1 pseudogene is annotated in these 1,237 nt (G+C 48.4%); it reads right to left on the bottom strand.

Features of this window, described 5'->3' with window-relative positions:
* Positions 1-124 precede the first annotated feature (124 nt).
* A pseudogene (locus BLL38_RS29925) lies at positions 125-481 on the bottom strand (type III secretion system inner membrane ring lipoprotein SctJ); the annotation flags it as partial.
* Positions 482-1,237: the final 756 nt, after the last annotated feature.

The following is a 1,237-nucleotide window of genomic DNA, read 5'->3' on the forward strand; positions in this document are numbered from 1 at the left end:
AGCTGAGGCCTTGGGCATGACTAACTTGAATGGTGGCACGCTCTTCAACGCTGAGTTCGGAATAAGACATAGGGCAGCACCGTACCGGAAAGGTCAGGTGTTGCACTCAGTTTTTGCCGCCGCCCAGGGTGGCCTCAAGCTCCTGGGATAAGGCATAGATGTAGCGGGCACGTTCTTCCAATGGTGTTGAGATAACACCTTCTTTACGAAACGTCTCGCCTAGAGTGGTCCGGGCTGTTCGAGGCAGGCCGGCAGCGTCTAGCGTGCGTACGGCACGGCCAATATCGCTTGCATCGACAATAACGACAACGCCATCTTTTGCGGGCACTTTTTGCGCTCGAATACGTTTGTCTGCCAGCTCCGCAATAACTTCATTGGCCTCTTGCTCGGATAGTTGGCGATGGAGTTCGACGCGGTCGCTACAACCGTTCAGCATTAATACAAGCGATAGAAGTAATGCTATGGGGAAGAAGTGATTCATTATGGGCTACTGCAAATTACAGATTTTGTCGATGCATTGAGTAGTCTTGCCAAGGCTTTTTACCATAATTTGTGATAGGAATAATGAGCTGGAAAGCTGGTTCGGGAATTTGGCCAATTCATCTTTGTCGGCATTCCTGCTTATCGATCTCAAACTTCTGGAAATACGATCTGTTGCTTTGATAAGTTGGTTTGATGCTTCGATCAACACGCTTGGGCCGCTTGCCGTGGCCGTTACGTGTATCGGGGACTTTGAGTGTTCAAGGGTCGAGGTGAAAAAATCAATATCTGCTTTGGAGGTTGAAGAATCATCGGTTACGTTAGAAACGCTGAAACCTCTATGCTTTGATGAAAAACTCTCCATTTCCTCTATTTGCATATAGAACCTATTTTTAAGTTTGTGGGATTAGGAATGGTGGAGGGGGTGCTGTTTCACTCAGCGTAGGTAAACCTCTCCGATTGATAAATCGGAGAGGTAAGTTTTATTACTGACGAGCTTGAATGGACGCTTTTTTGTACGAGTCTCGCTTGGAGTCGTTCAGGTCTTTTGTACCTTGAAGCTGATCTTCTTTTGCCTGCAGTTGTTCCGCTCTCATCGCGTCATCGAGTGCAGCTTTGCTCGCGTTAAAGCTGGGCGGCGGCAAAAACTGAGTGCAACACCTGACCTTTCCGGTACGGTGCTGCCCTATGTCTTATTCCGAACTCAGCGTTGAAGAGCGTGCCACCATTCAAGTTAGTCATGCCCAAGGCCTCAGCT

The sequence above is a fragment of the Pseudomonas gessardii genome (assembly GCF_001983165.1).
In the GTDB taxonomy this organism is placed as follows: Bacteria; Pseudomonadota; Gammaproteobacteria; order Pseudomonadales; family Pseudomonadaceae; genus Aquipseudomonas; species Aquipseudomonas gessardii.